This window comes from Sutcliffiella sp. FSL R7-0096 (genome assembly GCF_038595065.1).
GTDB lineage: Bacteria > Bacillota > Bacilli > Bacillales > Bacillaceae_I > Sutcliffiella_A.
Window position 1 is genome coordinate 2,929,932 of sequence record NZ_CP152003.1, and the last position, 16,710, is coordinate 2,946,641.

Here is a 16,710-nt window from a genome sequence, read left to right on the forward strand (position 1 = left end):
TCATCCTTTCTTAAGTTCTAGCTAAAGCCCCTAAGCCTTATGCCCACCAACCAACCTGCTTCTATGCACGGCCGTTCCGGCATTGGTGTAGGACACAGCCCTCAATAGAGCATTGGTTCCGTACTTTCCGCGGATGGTGTCCATTACATAGCCCAGTTCCCGCTTTTTCGGCTGTTCGAGTTCAAATAGGCTCAGCTGCATTTCGCTGTCCTCGACGATATTGGAGAGGGATACAGCGATTTTCCTGACGGTTTTTGGTTCATAGTTTTCCTCGAACAGCTCAAGACAAGTACGGTATAAGTCCATCGTGACATTGCTTGCCCGTTCCATCGTTCGGGAGCGGTAGAATCCACCGCCTAGTTCATCGCGACTATAGCCGATTCCAAGGCTGATGGTGCGGCCGGCTTTGCGGTTATGGCGTGTTCTTCTGGCGACTTCCTCACAGATTTCCAGGATGACCTGTTTGACCTCCTTGGGGTCTGTATAGTCGCGCATTAGAATCTGGCTTTTTCCAAAGCTGATTTGCCCCTGTATGATTGGGGCACCAAGCTCTGATAGATCAATCCCCCAAGCGTGATAGTACAGCTGGTTTCCCATCACACCAAATTTCTTCTCCAGCAGCTCGAGGGGATAATTTGCGAGCTGTCCAACATTGAAAATTCCCATACGATTTAATGTTTTTTGCACTCTCGATCCGATTCCCCACATTTCACTGAGCGGAGAAAGTGGCCAAAGCTTTGTTTTCACATCTTCATAGGTCCACTCAGCAACGCCCTTTTTCTTGGCTTCAAGATCCAGGCAAAGCTTTGACATCAACATGTTCGGACCAATTCCGATGGCGCATGGAAGCTGAAATTCACGTTCCATGTCTTCCTTGATTTTTTCGGCAATCGTGGTGGCGTCTCCCCAAAGCGCCTCCACCCCGTCGACTTGTAAGAAGCTTTCATCGACACTATACGTATGGATGGCGTCCTTTGGCACATATCGGTTGAAAAGCCGAGTGATTTCTGTGGAGATGCGCAGATAGGTTGCCATCTTGGGGTTCACAATATGGATGCGTTCGTCATTTGGAATCTCAAACCGGCGGGAGCCCGTCTTGATTCCAAATTCCTTTTTCAACATGGGAGAGGCCGCAAGTACGACACTCCCTTGTCGTTCCGTATCCCCAACCACCGCCAAATAGCAAGTGAGTGGATCGAGTCCCTTCATCACTGCCGAGCAGCTGGCATAAAAGCTTTTCATATCTACACATAAAATCTTGTTGTTTGGCATCTTGCTGTAATCCATGTCCACGAACTTTCACACCTCACTAAAACAGAAAGTATGTTCGTATCAGTAGTATATACCCAATAATAAGCGAATATACGTTCGGTTTCAATGGTAAATTCCACTACATATTTCGACAAATGTCATTTTGATGTTCTTGTTTAGGGAGCAAAACCTTTATAATAAAGGATAATGAGGTGAATGATGTGGAGAGAAACTTAGTGAAAAAAATGATCCGAAATTGTTTTATTCAATATCAGCATGATTTTGAATCGATTCCACTCAGTGAGGAAGAGTACGAAAGGATGGCAAAGGAAGTAAACCATATAATTACTGAAAACCCTATCTTGGATGTATTTGAAGTGGTCCATGATGTGGTATATGAGTATTTAAGCAAATAGTAGCACTATTCCAGTGAGGAATGGTGCTTTTTTTAGTTGTTTATTATAGGAACTTGTAAATTAATTCATAAATCCCCTGCAATTACACATGATAAAAGCAGAAGTTTATTACAATGAGGAGGGACATCCATCATGAAAAAAAAACCTGTGCTCGTATTATGGATAATGGTATTCATTTCTATATTGACGCTCCCTTTTCTAGGGTGGCAGCACTTTAAACGCTACTTGCCAGGGGCTTTGTTTATGTCCATTCTGATTGCACTGGAAAGCATCGTTGCGGAAAAATATAAATGGTGGGCCATCTACAAGAAAATCCCTCCATATTTCATAAATGAATTTGCATTTATAGTAGGTCCGTTCTTTGCGGGCTCGCTTTGGATATTACGCTTAACTTACGGGAGATTCTATTTATACTTCCTATTGAATGCATTAGTGGATGCTATATTTATGTATCCCGTATTTACATGTTTTAAAAGTATGGGGATCTTTGAAATGAAGAAAATGAGCCGTCATCAGCTTTTTGGGTTATTTTTAATCAAGGCATTATTAATGTACGGGTTTCAGGGGATGTGGGAAAAGATCTTCCGTAACAGGTCCCAGCAGAAGTCGACTGGGACAACAGACCAGGAAGTTGAAAAAGAAAGACCTTACGCCATTTCCACAGTAGAATGAGCGCCCTTGTTGCGAAGCCACCCGACCAATTTTTTGTCTGAATCATCACGGCGGATTGCTGCATCGAACGGAGTAAGTCCATCATAACCAATCCAGTTGATATCGGCCCCATGATTGAAGAGGAACTCTGCTGTACGGAGCTCGCCACCATGACATGCCAGCCAGAAAGCTTGTGTGATTTCAAAAGTGGAAGGAAGCTCATCGCATGCAAAGTATGCTTTTAATTCATCCATCATCCCAAGCGCAGCAGTATTCCACAGGTTGGTCTGCGCTCCCGCCTCCACTAGCCGGCGAGCTGCATTCCACTGTCCGAAGGCCACCGCGTCGTCTAAAGGGGTTCCTCCAGCAATTACTGCTCCTGTGGCATTTATGTCCGCACCTGCATCGAGAAGCGTCTCGAGCACTTCCACATCATTACTGCTGGCGGCCCAATGAAGAGGTGTTTCCGAGTGATGACCAGTGAATCTAGCATCCACCTCTGCTCCCGCCCCCACTAAAGTGCGCACGATTGTCGACCCATTCGGAAAATGGCCAGGCCAATCAGTGGCCACATGGAGTAATGTGCGGGACACTCCATATGTATCAGAATTTTCATCATGATAACCTCTTGAGATAATTCTTGCCATGGCAAGGTCGGGATGATCAGCAAGTAAACCCCTAAGAGATGGTACATCCCCGCTTTGAATGGCATTAATGACCTCGACACCTAACTTCTCCTCATTCAAAATAAAATTCATCTGTAAATCCTCCTTTTGATTCCGTCCATCCCACTTACTGTCGAAAAAGGCCTTTTTACTGTCGTTTCGCGGTAAATACTGTCCGAACTTTTAAAATACAAGTCAAACTCACCTACGTACTTTCCAAACTCAAAGCAATACATGCGAACCGACAAATTCCAACAAACACCGACAAAGCTAATCGACGCTAAGGAGCTTCTAGTAGACGAAAAGACGCCCTGCACTATCACACAAGACGTCTCAAATGGACATTATCCCTCTTCCACTTCAACCTCAATGTCTACCGGTTCGCTATCATCTAACAGATTCTTCAAGGTTACCTTATACGATTGTCCTTCATGTTCCGTCACTTCCTCAACGTGCCACGGGTTACCTGCTTCCACTTCTTCCAACGCCTTGGCGACAGCCTGTTGCTCATGCTTATCTTGGCCTGCATCAACCAATACTTTTATGGCGCCTGACTGGGCAGGAAAGGATTCGGCTACAATGCCTGAGTTCCAGACTGTCACTTTCATACCCACTTTAAGGTCTGCTGCTTCCAACGTTTCACCCTCAGAGTCTTCCACCTTTGTGCTTTCCTCAAGTGTGTACATGGTAGCAGATGTACCTGAGACACCACTGCTTGGGTGCTGACCTGTCACTAACATGCGCAATTGCCCTTCATCAGAGAGAGAAATGATATAACCTGTCAGATCCTCGACTGCCTGCTCCTCGTCATCTGCTGGTTCATCATTAGGGACTTCTTCACCAGAACCCGGATTGGATCCCGTCCCACTGTTGTTATTGTTGTTCCCGCCTGCTGTTCCACAGCCAAACAAAAGAAGGAAACAAGACAGTAATGAAATGAATTTTACTGTTTTCATGCTCTTATCACCTCTTGCCCTATTGGACGGAAGGCTAAATAAAAAGTTACAGAAAGTTCATTATTTTTGTCGAAAAGCCTTGCCGCCGAATTTTTCCACCACCCCTGGACACAGCTGATACAATTTGCTGGCCATGTTCATCCAACCAGGCAGATTAATTTCCCGGGTACGCGTGAACATCGCATCCGCAATCCGCTTTGCAACAAAATCAGGCTCAAGCATCCATTTATCCACCTTCTGCTTATAGTTGCCGGATGAATCCGCAATATCAAAAAACTCCGTCCTGATCGGGCCTGGATTAACAGATGTCACAAAGATATTGGTATCATAAAGCTCCATTCGCATGCTATTGGTGAAACCGAGAACCGCATGCTTCGTCGCAGCATATACACTTGATTTCGGTGTTGCAATCTTTCCAGCCTGTGAAGCAATATTGATGATATGTCCTTGGGTTTGTTCCAGCATTGACGGCAAGACCATTTTCGTACAGGCGATTAAGCCATAAACATTCACCTCAAACATTCCACTCATGTCATCTAGTGAAAGGTCGGCAATATCATCAAACTTCCCATACCCTGCATTGTTCACCAGCACATCTACAGCCGGAATTTCCGTCATTAATTTTTCGAACGTACGCTCAATATCAGCTTGCTTCCGGACATCCAATTGATAAAAAGGCGTCTCTATCTGGTGAGTCATTTTTATTTGATTTGCCACCTGCTCTAATTTATCCAAGGACCGAGCCATAAGTACCGGAGTCGCTCCTCGCTTGGCCACCTCAAAAGCAAGAGCTTTTCCGATTCCACCTGAAGCACCAGTGATAACAACATATTTACCTTGAAGACTAGCCATCGATTACTCTCCTCCCGCTTTATACATATATGGCTTGGAAGATGCATCTTCTATAATCAAGCCTTTATCAAGTAAAAAGTCAATCTGGCCAATTGTTTCAGAAAGCGTGAGTAATAGTTGTTTCTCATAAACAGATTTGAAAAGGAACTGACAGATCTCATAAGCGGTTGCAGGATTTTCCTTTAGGAATTTCAGCACCTTGTCTGCACGTTTATCCTGCTGCTTCAAACGGATTTCCAGTAATTCTGGAACATTTTCGACAATATCCCCATGCCCTGGCAGGACTCGTGTGATTGGCAGGCGCTTCATCTTTTCAATGGAATGTATGTATTCAAGCATCGATTTCTTTCGGTCGGTTTCACCGACATACGGCGGTTCCACCAATGGATTTGGAGAGATATCAGAAAGAATTAGATCTCCCCCTATTAAGGTCCCGCTCTTTTCATCAAAGAGAACCAGGTGGCTGCTTGCATGTCCCGGCGTTTCGATGATACGCCAATTTACAAGGCCTTCTAAACGATCTCCTTCCCCGATAAAGGAAGTAAGACCACGATGGCAGGAAAAACGTAAAGGCTTATCAATGGCATTCAACAATGGATAGAATCGTTGCTCCACTCCCATTTGTTCAAAAATCCCTTTATAATAGGTTTCATGCAGGGAAAAATAGCGTTGATCCTGCGTCATCCATGGATGTGCACGTTTATGACCATATACCGGAATATTCGATGGCAGGAAATCAAGTAGTCCGACATGATCTGGATGGTGATGTGTCACTACCACCTGATCAATGTCCATTACTTTCAATCCATGCTTGTTCAGTTCACGCTGAAACACTTCCCAAGCCTCCATCGTCTTTACCCCGGCATCCACCAATGTCACTTTATCGGTAATGATAATGTAAGTATGTACGTCCCCAACCGCAAACGGGGTCGGGATTGTAATTTGCTTTATCTCTTGCTTACAAGAAACCTTGTTCATCATAATCCCCTTTTAACTCCTTATTGTATGTATATATGTAATAATTGTTTTATAAAATTATAACAAAATAATAGCCTGAAAATGATAAGTGAATAACCATTCAATTATAGAATGCACTAAATAAGGAAAAAAAGAAAGGGTTATTCCTCAATAACTAATAAAATCTCCCAGTTCATTTTTTTGAAATAACGTCCAGTGCGTTTGAGCATTTGTCCGCACTACTCAATTTGCGTTTCATACACCTCCTTTGACCCACGGTTTTCCTACGCTCTACTAATCCTGAGATTGATAGGCTTGCTAATACATGGAGATAGGCGGCCTACTACTTCCCGAAAAAAATCTTTAAAATCGTGACAAATATCCCCTTGACTTTCCGTCCCTTCCATTGCATAATGTATAAAATTACAAATGATAACGTGACGAATGGGACCAGTAGAAAGTTGCAAGATGAAAAGAGATGGAGGTTCACCGGCTGAAAGACCTCCTCATCCCCTGCACTTTCGAACCTACCCAGGAACAATCAGGAAAACCTGATCGTCCTCCCACGATACGGGAAACGAAGCTGGGTTTAACCAACCAATCAAGGTGGTACCGCGGATAAGACCTATCCGTCCTTACATACAGGACAGATAGGTCTTTTTTCATTTTTAAAAGGAGCGTGTTAACGATGAAGATAGCATTTATTGGTGCCGGATCGATGGCAGAGGCGATTATGGCAGGACTGCTGAAACAGGAAATCTGTGCAAAAGAGGATATTACGGTGACGAACAAACAGGATCAATTACGCTTAGAAAGCCTTAAATATAAATACGGTGTAACCATTATGGATAATAAAGAGGCAACAGTAAAAGATGCAGATGTGATCTTTTTGGCCATGAAACCGAAGGATGCCAAAGATGGAATTCAGGCAATTAAATCCTATGTAAAGAAAGAGCAGCTAATTGTTTCTGTACTGGCAGGAATTTCGAGCGAAGTCATCCAAGATCTCTTTGAGCAAGATTTGCGTGTCATCAGATCTATGCCGAATACGTCTGCGGCCATCGGTCTATCTGCTACTGGGATTGCAAAAGGTACCTTTGCGACAGATGCAGACCTCGCACTTGTGCAATCCATATTCTCAGCGATTGGTCTATGCACCATCGTCGAAGAAGACCAACTCCATGCCGTAACAGGCGTTTCCGGAAGCGGCCCCGCCTATATATATTACATTGCAGAGGCGATGGAAAAAGCGGCGTTAGCACAAGGATTGGATATGGATGTTGCTAAAAAGCTTGTCAGTCAGACCTTGATTGGAGCCGCTCATATGCTACAGGAAACCGATAAGGATGCAGAAATTTTGCGGAAAGAAGTTACAAGTCCAAACGGTACCACACAGCGCGGAATATCCGTGTTGGATGACAAAAAAGTTTCCGAAGCATTCGAGAGTTGTATTGAAGGGGCGACAGAACGTTCCCGAGAAATGGGAGAGGAAATGGCGGAGAGGTTGAAAGCAAAGACGTCGAATATATAAATCAAAGGTAATAAAGCACTTGGAGATATACTTGCTCCAAGTGCTTTTGCTTTAAAGGGATTCTCCTTCCCTCTTTTTTATGGATGAATAGGAAACTCATATCCGGCATACCTATAAACCATTTCAAACCCACAAGCCTCTGCGACTGCAATGGATGCCTTGTTCTGCTCTACACAATCCCAGTAAGGTATCTTGTTCGCATCCACACATGCTTTAATGAAATGATAGGTTAAATGCTGGGCCAGCTTTTTTCCACGATGCTCTTTCGCCGTTTCAATAGCAATGGCGTGAAATTTCCCATCTGTAAATAAAGTAAAGCAAGTACTTACAATTCTATTATTGAAGGTGACACAATACCCAATACCATTTTCAAAGAAATCTTCCATTGAAGACCACGAGTCCAGAACTTTATCGACCATACCTTTCTTATTGACCGCTCGGTTATTAGCATAAAAGTAGTTATCCATTTTATGTAGTTTATATTGATTATCCAAAGAGTCGTTTAAAACAATGCGTGAATTCCCACTATATTGATAAACTCGTTGATTCCAGCTACCAAGTGGACGATGCCGGAAAGTACTTTCCAAACTATTATGCCAATCAGAATGATCTCCCAGTGCTTCAAACCACTTTAGACCAACCTTTGCCGCTTCGGGTTTAATTATCTCTTCAATAAAGCTATTCAACTCTCGGTTAAATGAAAGATTGTTCTCATTTCCAAAGAAGATGAAGCCGTCGTTATTCCCTTGCCATACAAAACCTGAGGAAGGAGAAATTGGATCATCCACAAAGACTCGACCTGTATTGAATCCCTGGATTACTGCCTTCACTTCTATAAGTCCATTTTCATGTACCAATTCTCTGCACTTATTAAAATCTTTCTTCTCTAACTCAATGATCATTGGCTACCCCTTCTTTGAAAAACGACTTTATCAATCAGCTTCTAAACTATCATGTAAAATGGCTTGATAAACATTATTGAAGCCACTGTAGCACTTTGGTAAATCTGTAGGTTCGATTAAGATTCTTTCGGAGGATTCATGTTCTGCCCTAAAAGGATGAAACTTGGTAATATCCATTCTATAAAAAACCTGATAACCTACTTTGGGATAAGGACTATCCTCATTCCAGTTTGGATTATCATGATGATCGACCACAATGGAACCGAGCAAGCGGCACTCCCCCTCGACATACCCCTCCTCCATTGCTTCCCTTTGGAAGCACTCTTCTGGAGTTTCATTGAGTTCGATATGTCCACCAGGAAAATCCCATCCTCTGTCCCTGAGGTTGACGAGCATCAGTTTATCCTGATAAAAACAATAGCCGTGAGCACTGGTAATCATCTCTCTAGGTGGAAGTTCAGACTGCTTTTGCCAGATTAATTGAACGATAGAATTGCCCCAGTTTACTTGAATAGTTGTCATACCATCAAACTCCAATCGTTAATCATATATATAAACTTTAACATAATTAACCAATCGAAATAGTTTTTTCACATAAAAAAGCCTGTCCAGAAAGACTACGCTATCCAAACAGGCTACCTCATCATTATAAATTCTTAACAAAATCAGCCAATATCGGCGGAAATTCCTCAAAAGAAAACTTAACATTCAACCTCTCCGTCCATTGATGAGGATCCTTCCCGACCGGCCCCAAATTGAACACCGGCATCTGCAATGCTTCCATCTCTGCAAATGGTAAGGAGTATGTTGCCCCATAGACCGGAATATTGAATGGAAGACGATCTTTTGCCGAAAAGTCCCCTTTCCCTATGAAACTCAAATCACATAAACCTGAGAAATAGCGTTGCTCATTGAATTCGACATCTGCCTCCACTTTCCACTTCTGAATGAACTTACGTGCAGAATCCAATAATTCCTTATGGTCCGTTGCTACTGCCGGATAGTATGGTGGTGCGAAAAAGAGGATGATCATCGGCCCCAAGTCCTTACATAGGGAGGCGACTTCTTCTACAACTTTGATGGACTGCTCCCTTTCATCAAGGTGGGAGTTCGACAGAATCATGGATGAAATTCGCATCTCCATCTCCTGATCTCCATGGATTGTTTTGGCTTTTTCCAAAAGCTCTTCGTAGGTATAGACCGCTACGTCCACCGGCATTTCGGTAAAAGTCGTAAATCGCTTAAATTGATCTGCTTTCGCTTTGCAAAATTCATTGATATTCTTTGCCGCGTGCTTGGCAATGCGAAGGAAATCTGCCTCCCAATCAGTTAGGGACTTTTCCATAAATAAGACATTGTATAGCGTCACGGCCGTGTGTGGGATTTGTACGGAATACTCCGTTTTCAGATCCTTTTGAATCAGGCTTGTAGGAGGTGGTGTGACTTCTGCACCTACCTGTTCACACAGATCCGTATTCCACTCCATCAGTTTTTGTATCTCTGAAACCATCAAATTGGCATTTAGGCCAGCCAAAGGCTCCCCAACATGTGTTTCTTTTCCGTAGCAGAAAAACCCTGGTAAAAGCTTTCCGATGGCACCTGTATAAAGATAAAGATTGTTGTCCCCAGGGTATTTTTGAAACATCGGTTCAGAATTGACGCAAGCCTTATAATTCAACTCATGCCTTGAAGCTAGATCAGCCAAAGCAGGCAATGCCTGAAGCATCCCTTGTGAGTTCACTTCTTCATCCGGAACCGCCAATAAGAGGAGGTTTATATCCCATTTTTCTTCAATCGCTTTTTCCAGGAGGGACATTTGAAGAGCAAGTCCCGCTTTCATGTCCATGACCCCTCTTCCAAAAAGCCACTCGCCTGATAAGAGGTGTTCCTTCGCTTCACTAGGAAGGGCTTCTACATTATGTTCTAACTCACGGGTCAATTCAATAGGCTGGAAAGCAAGATCTTTCAGGAATCCGTAATCTTCCACTCCTACCACATCAAAATGACTGACAAGCACAATCGTGTCCTTCTTCTCAGATTGCTTCACTAAAGCGGTTACAAAAGAACGCCCATCCTCCATCCGATGAAGCTCCAGATTACCAGGGTTCTTTTGGAAATAATCGAGATGATTCAGTTGATAATAAATAAAGGAAGCCAAACGCTTCTCTTCCCCCGATAATGTCACACTTCCGTGCTGGACAAGGGATACAAGTAAATTTGTCAACTGCTCTTTCGTTTGCCAGTGCATCTCCCATCCTCCTCTAGATAGTAGTATTTTGCTCCTATCATACTACTATTTTCATAAATTGAACACCTATCTTTTGGTGGGAATAAAAACGTTTGATATAATATTTTAGGAACTCGAAATAAATAGGAGGAATCATTTATGAAATCAGCATTATTTTCCCCATATACAGTAAAAGGTGTGACACTGAAAAATCGGATTGTCATGTCCCCGATGTGCATGTATTCCAGTCATAATGAAGACGGGCATGTTCAAGATTGGCATATGACCCATTATGTATCCCGTGCAGTCGGGCAGGTAGGGCTGATCATGGTGGAAGCAACAGCGGTCCAGCCACAAGGGCGCATCTCTCCACAAGACCTTGGGATTTGGAACGACGAACATATCCAAGGCTTCCAGGAACTGATTAGACAAATCAAGGTCCATGGCTCCAAAACAGCCATACAACTTGCTCATGCCGGCAGAAAAGCAATGGTAGAAGGAGATATCTATGCACCATCTGCATTGGCATTTAACGAGAAAATGAAAACTCCTGTTGAAATGTCCACCGAAGATATAAAAGAAACCATAGCGGCATTTGTAGAAGGCGCCAAGCGTTCCAAGGAAGCAGGATTTGATATTATTGAACTTCACGGTGCCCATGGATATTTAATCAATGAATTCCTATCTCCTCTTACGAACAAACGTAAGGATGAATACGGTGGAAGTACAGAAAACCGCTACCGCTTCCTTTGTGACATCATTGATGGCGTAAATGAAGTGTGGGATGGTCCATTATTTGTCCGTGTATCAGCTAATGACTACCACCCTGAAGGCTTGACTGCAGAAGACTATGTAACATATGCAAAATGGATGAAGGAGCAAGGAGTGGACCTAGTGGATGTAAGCTCAGGTGCAGTGGTGCCAGCAGCCATTGATGTGTACCCAGGCTACCAGGTTGGCTTTGCTGAAACCATCAGGGCGGGTGCTGCCATCGATACAGGTGCGGTTGGACTGATCACTTCAGGTTTGCAAGCGGAAGAAATTTTAAAAAATAACCGTGCAGATTTAATTTTTGTTGCAAGGGAACTATTGCGTGACCCTTACTGGCCAAGAACAGCGGCCAAGCAACTTGGTCTTGAGATTGACTCGCCAAAACAATATGATCGATCTTGGTAATTGAAACGGCCACTCCCGAGAGTGGCCGTTTTTCTTTTATCTCTATACTAATTAGAAGACTCAAGAAGGTTTTTCTTTTCTTCTTTTACAGAAAACCATTCTTCTTCCATCTGATCTCGCTGGCCTTTCAAGCTACCGAGCAACCTGGAAACCCTTCCGATTATTTGGGACGTCTGTTCATAGCTTTGTGTTATCTTCCCGTGTACCATCCAATCCACAATCAGTCCGTCAAAGAAATAGTCAGCAAAAGTTAACATCCCTCCCACTTCTATCGTGGAATCGAAGTGATGCTTGATATCAAGTAACTCATCTTGAAAAACTCTCAGCTTATTTTGAGCTTGATGAATATGTTTCTTGGCATCATCCAAGCGGCTATGCTTCATTGCAGTGGATACCATTCCCCCGCCGAACATATCAAACGTAGACCATCCCTTAGCAGAATCCAGGGAAGATAGCGCACGCTCTAATGCAACAAGTGCCAAATCACCGGCACCAATCGCTTCATTGTACTCATTCAGATTCGTTTGCAGATCCGCCTCTTTATCTGCTAGATCATATAATTTGACACTCCAAATAGAATCGGAATCTTGTATAAGCCTTTCTTTCTCACGGATAATAGCTTGGTATCTGATAGGAGCATTGATAACAGGGGCAAGTAGCACTCGGAATTCTGACAGCTCCTGCTCCACATCCTCAATAGTCTCGATCGCTTCTGTATATTTTAGTTTTGCGGCTAGTACTTCCTTTTGCTCTTGATCAAGCTTCTCCAACTTTTTGCCGATCATCGAATAGAAGACACTCGTCAGTGTAAATCGTTCTAAACGTGCAACATCCTCTTCTTCTTTTTCAAGAAGAGACTCTAACTGATATTTTTTCCGTTTTTCTTCTGCCAAATATGTATTCAATCTTTCAATATGTTCTTCATACTTCGCTTTTTTACGCAGGTTGTCTTTAACCTCTAATAACTGTTGGTTCAGATCTGTGAACAAACTGACTCCCCCTTTTTCTTCCTATGTTTTTTACGTATAGAAATAGTTTTGGTTTCAAGTATTTCCCCTGTTCTCAAAATGTAAAAACCAGAACTGTTAAGTCCTGGTTAAAACGTAAGCCATTATTAAAGCAAACCTTCATTATTACGTGTTTATGTTCCTGATTTGACGTTACTTTTGATTAGTGCGTAAAAAACAAAAAACAAACCGTAGAAAAATAAAATATAAGAAAACCCCATCCAAAAGTAAGATAATAGCTCTCGGGTCTCGGATATAAAAATAAGAACGCTACTTGAGATAATTAGCACCAAAGAGATAGAGATTAATTCTAGGTTACTTTTCTGTTTAAAACCTTCAGAGTTTATTAAAAGCAACAAAAAGAACAGACCTAATATTAAGTAAATCCACACCTGCATACTACCCCTCCACGAACCTCAAAAAATTCCATTTTTTATAATAATAACATATAATCCCCATTCAAAGTTCAACTTACTTATTATATTTTGTAATTAAAAGCGACTCACACTCACTCAAGGGAGGAGTTAAAAGATTTATTTGATTTTCATCAGACTCGTCCATAAAAAGTCCTCACCAAACACTTCTGAAGGCTGCGAAACCTTTACCATTTCCCTAAATTCAAGGATATCAAAGTCCGCTTCGAAGAGTTTTTTCAACCTTTCTTCTGAATAACCAATTCCCCCGTTCATGCTTCTTTGTACATAAACATCCCAGTCAAAAGTTTCTGATGCACCTTTAGTATTAAAACAGACCAAACCGAAGTGACCGCCCTTTTTTAATGCTTTCTTTATCGTTTCTACATAGCTCAGTCGGCGATGTGGAGCAAGATGATGGAATAATCCACAATCGTAGATAAAATCATAAGTCTTGGGTTTTATTTCATAATCAAAAAGGGAGGAATGGTGAAAATTAATATCAACATTTTCAGAAAGTGCCCTTTCTCTTGCCCAGGTAAGTGCATTTTCCGATATATCAATAGCATCTACTGCACAACCCTTTTTTGCAAAAAATATCGCATTCCTTCCTGGCCCACATCCAATCTCTAACACTCGTTTAGGAAACAGCCCGTTTTCAAAATAGGAAACTAGATTTTCATCCGGACCATTCACTTTAAAGAATGGGATTTCCTTGTTTCTGTCCTCATAAAAGTCATTCCAAAAAGCCCTGGGCTCTCGTAGAAGTCCATCTAACATTTCGAAAAGATCTTCATTATTTATAATTTCTTTCGCCATCTTCTCTCCCCCTTACCTTATATGTAATATTGTACCAATCACCCATCTTTCTATTGTTACAACGGTTTTAAAGTTAGGTGAAATAGCTAAAATTGGAAAGCAGTATTTCCTGCTAAACCTCTATCTAGTGCAAATCTACAGCCTCTATTTTTCCTTTTATACTATTGATTGACCTGTAGGGTTACTATTCTTTAAAAGATGTTTTTCCCCTTCTACAATCATTCAGGATAACAGTGGTTTTCTAGTCCGCTCTCCACCTTTGTAACATTTGTTACATAACCGTAATACACAAACTAAAAAGAACGATTACCTCAATAGTAATCGCTCCCTCTTAATTAAAGGTTATTTTCGTAAATTTTGTTGCTTTTACGTATTTTTAAAACAACCAGTATATTTCCTTACTGTCGTGCTCTTTTCGTTGCAATAATAAATATGCTACGTGCATATCTAGAGTGAGAACGCAGTAAAAAGTCCATTTTCCGACTTTTTACTAGTGAATGGCAACAATAAAGAGCCTAATTAAAAAACTCCATATGAGGCTTTTCCTGTTTATAGTAGTCCAATCTATCCTTCAATGTCCCAGTATGGAATTCAAACTTATGACCATCCAAATCAGTGAAATAGATAGACTTTTTGTCCTTTTCATCTCTCGGTCGTCCCGGAAGAATATGGACATTTAGATCATGAAGCCTTTCTGTCAATTCATCAAAATCCGATAGATCAACGGAAAAGGCAATGTGTGTATAAGAATGCTCAATCTCAGCCCTAGGAATATCCTTTTCTTCGTTCAAAGCAAGCCATATCCCGTTCAAATCAAAATAAGCCGTACTTCTTCCTTTTACTAAAAGTTTTGCACCAAATACGCTTTGGTAGAATGCAATCGACTTTTCAAGGTTGGAAACCGAAAATAATAAATGATTGATTCCCTGTATCATGGATGATCCCTCACTTTATCGCAATCACATCAAAATCATTTACAACTAATGTGTTGGGGAAAACCTCTCTTGCCTCTTCAAGTAACATAGATACCTCTTCTTTTTGGTACCTGGCACTTATATGGGTAAGCAACAATTGGGAGGCCCCTGCCTCTTTGGCAACTTTTGCGGCCTGAATGGTCGTCGAGTGAAAATATTCTTTAGCCAACATTTCATCCTTTGCTGCAAACGTCGCCTCATGGATAAGAACATCAGAGGCTAATCCTAACTCAATCGATGTCTCATTGTACCTTGTATCCCCAAGAACCGTAATTACTTTTCCTTTTTTAGGGGGGCCGATGAAATCTTTCCCATCCACTATTCTCCCGTCATCTAGCGTAACCTGCTTCCCTTCTTTCAAGCTTTGAAGGTGTGGTCCAGATGGAATATTGTTTTCCTTGACCTTGTCCATCAATAAGGCTCCAGGCAAATCCTTTTGGACAATGCGGAAACCATAAGAAGAAATTCCGTGAACCAGCTTCTTCCCTTCAATAAAGTAATCCTCTTCGTCATAAAATAATCCTTCCTCATCAAACTCTTCAATGATAAGAGGATACTTCACATGCGTCATGCTCACTCGCATAGACGTTTCTATAAATTCTCTGACCCCTTTTGGCCCATAAACCGTTAAGGCTGTTTCCCCACCTTGAAAAGAGCGACTGCTTAAAAGACCAGGCAAGCCGAAAATATGGTCTCCATGTAAGTGTGTAATAAATATTTTTGTTATCTTTCTTGGTTTTAAAGATGTATGTAAAATTTGATGCTGTGTTGCCTCTCCACAATCAAAAAGCCACACGGCCCCCTCTTTGTCATTTATATGTAATGCTAAAGACGATACATTTCGATGCTTCGCAGGAACACCAGATCCAGTACCTAAAAACGTCAATTTCATATTCATCCGCTCCTCTTGTTCCATTATACTCAATTATAGAAATTTCCATAAGAGTATGGAGGAATATAGTACAATGATAATATCACGGAAAAGGAGACTAGCTATGGAACATATAAAAACAATTGTTTTTGACCTCGATGGAACCTTATACGAAGATACCCATCATTTTCAGTACTATGCCAACCTACTGAAAGCCAAACTGCCTTTCGAAAAACAGACCCTATTTGAAGAAGACTACATTGCGGTCGGGGAAGGAACCCACACTTTAAAGATTGGTAGGGTTTATGATGCCAAAAAGGACCTTATCTTAGCGCATCATGACGGGAAGGTAACTAACGGCTGGACATGGGAAGGGGTAGAAGTGACGAAAGAACAACTTACTTCTCATTATCCTGACTCTCTCACATTTGACCTATTCGATATGCTCAGTATCGGGGATTTGTGGTGGGTACCGGTTTCCATTGCGAAGCATTATGGATTAACTAGTGAGGAAGCATATGCTGCCTTCCTCCAAACAAGGGAACATATGATGACCGATGACTTTATATTAGAACCACTCAAAGAGTTTGCCCAAGTATTAGAAAGATTGCATACCAAGTACACATTAGTCTTAATGACCAATAGTCCCCAGACGGATAGTGATGTCATTTTGAAAAAGTTGGGATTCTCTTCTTATTTCCATGATAAGATTTATGAAGCGAATAAACCGATAAATACAACAGATCGTCTTACATACATATCTCAACAACACAGTGTCCCCTATAATCAAATGTTGAGTGTTGGCGATAACTATATTAACGAAATTCTCCCTGCTGCCCTATTGGGTTGCAAAACAATTTGTATCGATCCTTTTGAATTATTTAAAGATAGTGAAGCCAACTATACAGTAAAAGGCTTATCAGAACTATCTGACCTATTGGATAAATCTCTTTTAAAATAACACTTTATTAAGGTGTTATTTTTTTTGCATTTAACGCTTGCTTTTAGAACGTTTGTTCGACTATAATGAAATAAGAACAAA

Annotated in this window: 17 protein-coding genes; 5 read left to right on the top strand and 12 right to left on the bottom strand. The window is 41.6% G+C overall.

Annotated features, from left to right (window positions below):
• Positions 1-30: 30 nt before the first annotated feature.
• Positions 31-1,287: a UV damage repair protein UvrX gene (locus MKY77_RS15050; RefSeq protein ID WP_339149832.1), complete on the bottom strand. Its 1,257-nt coding sequence runs from the start codon at positions 1,285-1,287 to the stop codon at positions 31-33.
• A 200-nt stretch (positions 1,288-1,487) separates the two neighbouring features.
• Here MKY77_RS15050 and MKY77_RS15055 point away from each other — a divergent pair, with 200 nt between their 5' ends.
• Together MKY77_RS15055 and MKY77_RS15060 are read left to right on the top strand one after the other, a co-directional pair.
• A complete protein-coding gene (locus MKY77_RS15055) occupies positions 1,488-1,667 on the top strand; it encodes a YqzH family protein (RefSeq protein ID WP_339146657.1) in 180 nt (59 codons plus the stop codon).
• 132 nt (positions 1,668-1,799) lie between these two features.
• Positions 1,800-2,339, top strand: a complete 540-nt coding sequence (locus MKY77_RS15060; protein ID WP_339146658.1) for a hypothetical protein — start codon at positions 1,800-1,802, stop codon at positions 2,337-2,339.
• Here MKY77_RS15060 and MKY77_RS15065 read toward each other — a convergent pair.
• The 4 genes from MKY77_RS15065 to MKY77_RS15080 all read right to left on the bottom strand — a co-directional run bounded on the left by MKY77_RS15065 (position 2,315) and on the right by MKY77_RS15080 (position 5,772).
• A complete protein-coding gene (locus MKY77_RS15065; RefSeq protein ID WP_339146659.1) occupies positions 2,315-3,076 on the bottom strand; it encodes an ankyrin repeat domain-containing protein in 762 nt (253 codons plus the stop codon). The two genes, MKY77_RS15060 and MKY77_RS15065, sit on opposite strands and share 25 nt — an antisense overlap.
• 251 nt (positions 3,077-3,327) lie before the next feature.
• The gene (locus tag MKY77_RS15070; protein ID WP_339146660.1) at positions 3,328-3,939 is read right to left on the bottom strand and encodes a DUF3221 domain-containing protein; all 612 of its coding nucleotides are present in this window, start codon (positions 3,937-3,939) and stop codon (positions 3,328-3,330) included.
• 60 nt (positions 3,940-3,999) lie between these two features.
• Positions 4,000-4,791 carry an SDR family oxidoreductase gene (locus tag MKY77_RS15075; RefSeq protein ID WP_339146661.1) on the bottom strand — a complete coding sequence of 264 codons (792 nt, stop codon included), beginning with the start codon at positions 4,789-4,791 and terminating at the stop codon, positions 4,000-4,002.
• 3 nt (positions 4,792-4,794) lie between these two features.
• The gene (locus MKY77_RS15080) at positions 4,795-5,772 is read right to left on the bottom strand and encodes an MBL fold metallo-hydrolase (protein WP_339146662.1); all 978 of its coding nucleotides are present in this window, start codon (positions 5,770-5,772) and stop codon (positions 4,795-4,797) included.
• 664 nt (positions 5,773-6,436) lie between these two features.
• Here MKY77_RS15080 and proC point away from each other — a divergent pair.
• Positions 6,437-7,279, top strand: a complete 843-nt coding sequence (proC, locus tag MKY77_RS15085) for a pyrroline-5-carboxylate reductase (protein WP_339146663.1) — start codon at positions 6,437-6,439, stop codon at positions 7,277-7,279.
• Between the two features lie 77 nt (positions 7,280-7,356).
• On the opposite strand, the gene MKY77_RS15090 is transcribed toward proC, so the two are convergent.
• The 3 genes from MKY77_RS15090 to MKY77_RS15100 form a co-directional block, all read right to left on the bottom strand.
• Positions 7,357-8,181: a GNAT family N-acetyltransferase gene (locus tag MKY77_RS15090; protein ID WP_339146664.1), complete on the bottom strand. Its 825-nt coding sequence runs from the start codon at positions 8,179-8,181 to the stop codon at positions 7,357-7,359.
• Between the two features lie 30 nt (positions 8,182-8,211).
• Complete coding sequence (locus MKY77_RS15095; RefSeq protein WP_339146665.1) at positions 8,212-8,703, bottom strand: NUDIX domain-containing protein; 492 nt, start codon at positions 8,701-8,703, stop codon at positions 8,212-8,214.
• 124 nt (positions 8,704-8,827) lie between these two features.
• A complete protein-coding gene (locus MKY77_RS15100; protein ID WP_339146666.1) occupies positions 8,828-10,429 on the bottom strand; it encodes a M20/M25/M40 family metallo-hydrolase in 1,602 nt (533 codons plus the stop codon).
• A 138-nt stretch (positions 10,430-10,567) separates the two neighbouring features.
• Here MKY77_RS15100 and namA point away from each other — a divergent pair, with 138 nt between their 5' ends.
• Entirely contained in the window at positions 10,568-11,584 is a 1,017-nt protein-coding gene (namA, locus tag MKY77_RS15105; RefSeq protein ID WP_339146667.1) for an NADPH dehydrogenase NamA, read from the top strand.
• Between the two features lie 47 nt (positions 11,585-11,631).
• Here namA and MKY77_RS15110 read toward each other — a convergent pair whose 3' ends face one another.
• From MKY77_RS15110 to rnz, 4 genes are all read right to left on the bottom strand, one after another.
• Positions 11,632-12,573 carry a hypothetical protein gene (locus tag MKY77_RS15110; protein WP_339146668.1) on the bottom strand — a complete coding sequence of 314 codons (942 nt, stop codon included), beginning with the start codon at positions 12,571-12,573 and terminating at the stop codon, positions 11,632-11,634.
• 551 nt (positions 12,574-13,124) lie between these two features.
• Positions 13,125-13,823 carry a class I SAM-dependent methyltransferase gene (locus tag MKY77_RS15115; protein WP_339146669.1) on the bottom strand — a complete coding sequence of 233 codons (699 nt, stop codon included), beginning with the start codon at positions 13,821-13,823 and terminating at the stop codon, positions 13,125-13,127.
• A gap of 515 nt (positions 13,824-14,338) precedes the next feature.
• Positions 14,339-14,758, bottom strand: coding sequence for a FosM family fosfomycin resistance protein (gene fosM / locus MKY77_RS15120; protein WP_339146670.1), 420 nt, complete (start codon positions 14,756-14,758; stop codon positions 14,339-14,341).
• Positions 14,759-14,768: 10 nt separating this feature from the next.
• Entirely contained in the window at positions 14,769-15,689 is a 921-nt protein-coding gene (gene rnz / locus MKY77_RS15125; RefSeq protein WP_339146671.1) for a ribonuclease Z, read from the bottom strand.
• 103 nt (positions 15,690-15,792) lie between these two features.
• Between rnz and MKY77_RS15130 the strand changes: the two genes are divergently transcribed.
• Entirely contained in the window at positions 15,793-16,629 is an 837-nt protein-coding gene (locus tag MKY77_RS15130; protein ID WP_339146672.1) for an HAD family hydrolase, read from the top strand.
• The last annotated feature ends 81 nt before the right edge of the window (positions 16,630-16,710 follow it).

What these genes read in the sequence shown, in the direction of transcription:
- MKY77_RS15050 (WP_339149832.1), bottom strand. Translation starts at nt 1,287, where the DNA reads ATGGATTACAGCAAGATGCCAAACAACAAGATTTTATGTGTAGATATG.
- MKY77_RS15060 (WP_339146658.1), top strand. Translation starts at nt 1,800, where the DNA reads ATGAAAAAAAAACCTGTGCTCGTATTATGGATAATGGTATTCATTTCT.
- MKY77_RS15065 (WP_339146659.1), bottom strand. Translation starts at nt 3,076, where the DNA reads ATGAATTTTATTTTGAATGAGGAGAAGTTAGGTGTCGAGGTCATTAAT.
- MKY77_RS15070 (WP_339146660.1), bottom strand. Translation starts at nt 3,939, where the DNA reads ATGAAAACAGTAAAATTCATTTCATTACTGTCTTGTTTCCTTCTTTTG.
- MKY77_RS15075 (WP_339146661.1), bottom strand. Translation starts at nt 4,791, where the DNA reads ATGGCTAGTCTTCAAGGTAAATATGTTGTTATCACTGGTGCTTCAGGT.
- MKY77_RS15080 (WP_339146662.1), bottom strand. Translation starts at nt 5,772, where the DNA reads ATGATGAACAAGGTTTCTTGTAAGCAAGAGATAAAGCAAATTACAATC.
- proC (WP_339146663.1), top strand. Translation starts at nt 6,437, where the DNA reads ATGAAGATAGCATTTATTGGTGCCGGATCGATGGCAGAGGCGATTATG.
- MKY77_RS15090 (WP_339146664.1), bottom strand. Translation starts at nt 8,181, where the DNA reads ATGATCATTGAGTTAGAGAAGAAAGATTTTAATAAGTGCAGAGAATTG.
- MKY77_RS15095 (WP_339146665.1), bottom strand. Translation starts at nt 8,703, where the DNA reads ATGACAACTATTCAAGTAAACTGGGGCAATTCTATCGTTCAATTAATC.
- MKY77_RS15100 (WP_339146666.1), bottom strand. Translation starts at nt 10,429, where the DNA reads ATGCACTGGCAAACGAAAGAGCAGTTGACAAATTTACTTGTATCCCTT.
- namA (WP_339146667.1), top strand. Translation starts at nt 10,568, where the DNA reads ATGAAATCAGCATTATTTTCCCCATATACAGTAAAAGGTGTGACACTG.
- MKY77_RS15115 (WP_339146669.1), bottom strand. Translation starts at nt 13,823, where the DNA reads ATGGCGAAAGAAATTATAAATAATGAAGATCTTTTCGAAATGTTAGAT.
- fosM (WP_339146670.1), bottom strand. Translation starts at nt 14,758, where the DNA reads ATGATACAGGGAATCAATCATTTATTATTTTCGGTTTCCAACCTTGAA.
- rnz (WP_339146671.1), bottom strand. Translation starts at nt 15,689, where the DNA reads ATGAAATTGACGTTTTTAGGTACTGGATCTGGTGTTCCTGCGAAGCAT.
- MKY77_RS15130 (WP_339146672.1), top strand. Translation starts at nt 15,793, where the DNA reads ATGGAACATATAAAAACAATTGTTTTTGACCTCGATGGAACCTTATAC.